Annotated in this window: 3 protein-coding genes and 1 pseudogene; 3 read left to right on the top strand and 1 reads right to left on the bottom strand. The window is 41.4% G+C overall.

Features of this window, described 5'->3' with window-relative positions; genetic code table 11:
• Window positions 1-20 precede the first annotated feature (20 nt).
• Window positions 21-770 (bottom strand): metallophosphoesterase family protein, encoded by a 750-nt coding sequence (locus IQ264_RS32225; RefSeq protein WP_193986810.1) that lies wholly within the window; start codon window positions 768-770, stop codon window positions 21-23.
• Between the two features lie 111 nt (window positions 771-881).
• Between IQ264_RS32225 and IQ264_RS32220 the strand changes: the two genes are divergently transcribed.
• The 3 genes and pseudogenes from IQ264_RS32220 to IQ264_RS32210 form a co-directional block, all read left to right on the top strand.
• The gene (locus tag IQ264_RS32220) at window positions 882-1,511 is read left to right on the top strand and encodes a tRNA-(ms[2]io[6]A)-hydroxylase (RefSeq protein WP_413470382.1); all 630 of its coding nucleotides are present in this window, start codon (window positions 882-884) and stop codon (window positions 1,509-1,511) included.
• On the top strand, window positions 1,511-1,990 hold the full coding sequence (locus IQ264_RS32215) for a GNAT family N-acetyltransferase (protein WP_193986807.1): 480 nt from the start codon (window positions 1,511-1,513) through the stop codon (window positions 1,988-1,990). Before IQ264_RS32220 ends, IQ264_RS32215 begins: the two co-directional genes overlap by 1 nt.
• A gap of 224 nt (window positions 1,991-2,214) precedes the next feature.
• A pseudogene (locus IQ264_RS32210) lies at window positions 2,215-2,423 on the top strand (photosystem II q(b) protein); the annotation flags it as partial.

The raw sequence follows: 2,423 nt of genomic DNA, 5'->3' as shown, positions 1-2,423 counted from the left end.
CTCCCCATCTCCCCCTGCCCTTAATTGCGTGGTAAAACTAATTCTGGTTCTACTCTGGTGATGGCATTTTCTAGGGTTAGGGTACGGAGAGTTTCTTCAAAGACGTTGACTTGATAAACAAGGGAATTGGTAAGATCCAATGCTGTTAACCAGCCACTTTTGCGATGATATGCACCTGTGTCGATGCCTAGCCAACCTTGTCCAGAGGCGATTTTTCCGGGGGGAACGTTGGGTAAAGTAAAGGTGATGGTGTGTCCGGTAATAATTAATTTGTCGGGAAAATAGGGTTTTGTCATGCTATGAAATTCGTCCCGAATCCAACAAAATTGATCGATACTTTGTTCTTCTATGGGCATTTCTGGATGTACGCCTGCATGAACTAACCAAACATCTCCTAAGTCTAAATATGTGGGTAAGGTTCGCATCCATTCTATATGTTCGGACAAAATGGAAATTCCTTCTTGGCGATAGCTGGCGATCGTACTATGTCCGCCACTATATAACCAAACTTGCATGATTGTTTGTTGGTTTTGGTGGTTGGCGAAGCTGTCTAATAGTAGTTGTTCATGATTACCTAAAAGGCAATAAAATGGACTAGCTTGGACAAAATCGACTACCTGAAAACTTTGGGGGCCTCGATCGATTAAGTCTCCCAAAAAATATACCTCATCTTCTGTGCTAGGAGCGATCGCCTCTAACAAGGTCATGAGGGCGTTATAGTGACCATGAACATCACCGATCACAATCCGACGATGAATACTTTTTTCCATTTAATTTTCAATAGCAAAATATTTAACTAAAACTTCACATTGGTGGTTGAGGCGACCCTGACTCACAACCAAAAAAATTAGTAACTATTAGGACACCCTGCTTATTTAATTATGCCCCTAATGACTCCTGACTGGCTACATAGTAATTCATCTAAATTGCCCAGAATTAATATTTTGAAACAACCGACTCGCTGGGAGTGGGTGGAACAAGCAATCAATAATCTGGATGTGATTTTACTAGATCACTCCCATTGTGAGCGGAAAGCTGCTGGGGTGGCGTTAAATTTAATGTTTCGCTATCCTTCTAATACTAAGATGGTGCGGATGCTAACGGCGATCGCAAAAGAAGAACTGGAACACTTTGAGTTAGTGAATCAGTGGTTAGAAAGAAGGGAAATTCCCTTGCGTCAGTTAGCTGCGCCTCCTTATGGTGCTTCTTTAAATAAGCAAATTCGTAAAGATGAACCTTGGCGCTTTTTGGATTCTTTGTTAATTTCTGGTTTAATTGAAGCTCGTAGTCACGAAAGATTGGGTTTGTTAGCTACTCATTGTCTCGATCCTGATTTAGCTAAATTTTATCACAGTTTGATGGCTTCGGAAGCTCGACATTACGGAATTTATTGGACTTTAGCTGATACTTATTTTGCACGTTCTCAGGTGAATGGGAGATTAGAAGAGTTGGCTATCATCGAAAGTGAAATTTTGTCAAGTTTGCATCCTGAACCGAGAATTCACAGCTAATGAAGTGTTATTATCAAGGGTTTTTAATTCGTGATTGGCAAGAGTGCGATCGTAATATTGCTGCTAATATTCTCCATTCTGTTTTAACAGAATATGGTTTACCTTGGCTACCCACAGCTGCCGATCGAGATGTGATTAATGTGGAAGATTTTTATCTGTCTACTGGGGGTGAGTTTTGGGTAGTGGAAAAGCAAGGAAAAGTTGTCGGAACAGCGGCTTATTATCCGGTAAAACGCGGCGCAAAAGCGGTGGAAATTCGCAAAATGTATCTGTTACCAGAAGCGCGAGGACAAGGTTTAGGTAAGTATTTGTTGGCCCAATTGGAAAAAACTATTGAGAATAAAGGTTTTCGGGAAATTTGGATTGAAACGGCAAGTGTTTTAAAGGAAGCTGTGAAATTGTATGAAAGTAGTGGTTATCAACCTGCTTCGGGTGTGGAGACTCCAAGATGCGATCGAATTTATGTCAAGTATTTATAGTCACTCAAGTTGCCAGTCAGTAATATTTCTAGGCTGGTAGTGGGGGTAAATGCGGTAATGGCAAATTTATCCAACTACCAGCTACTAACTACCAATTTTCATAAGCTGGGCTTATGATTGAGTTTAATAAAACTGTTCCTAAACCCCTTTACAAACCTTAACAATTTGCTCAATAATTAGAAACATCATACCAACCTTGAAAATTCAATCGCAATCATAAACAAATGACCACAACCATTCAACGCCGCGAAAGCGCTAACGTCTGGGAACGGTTCTGCAACTGGATCACTTCTACCGAAAACCGCTTATACATCGGCTGGTTCGGCGTATTGATGATCCCAACATTGCTCACCGCAACCACCTGTTTCATCATTGCCTTCATCGCTGCACCTCCAGTAGACATCGATGGCATCCGCGAACCCGTAGCAGGTTC

The sequence above is a fragment of the [Phormidium] sp. LEGE 05292 genome (assembly GCF_015207735.1).
GTDB lineage: Bacteria > Cyanobacteriota > Cyanobacteriia > Cyanobacteriales > Aerosakkonemataceae > Floridanema.
The sequence above is the reverse complement of the archived record's forward strand: the minus strand, read 5'-3'. Positions and strand labels throughout refer to the sequence as shown.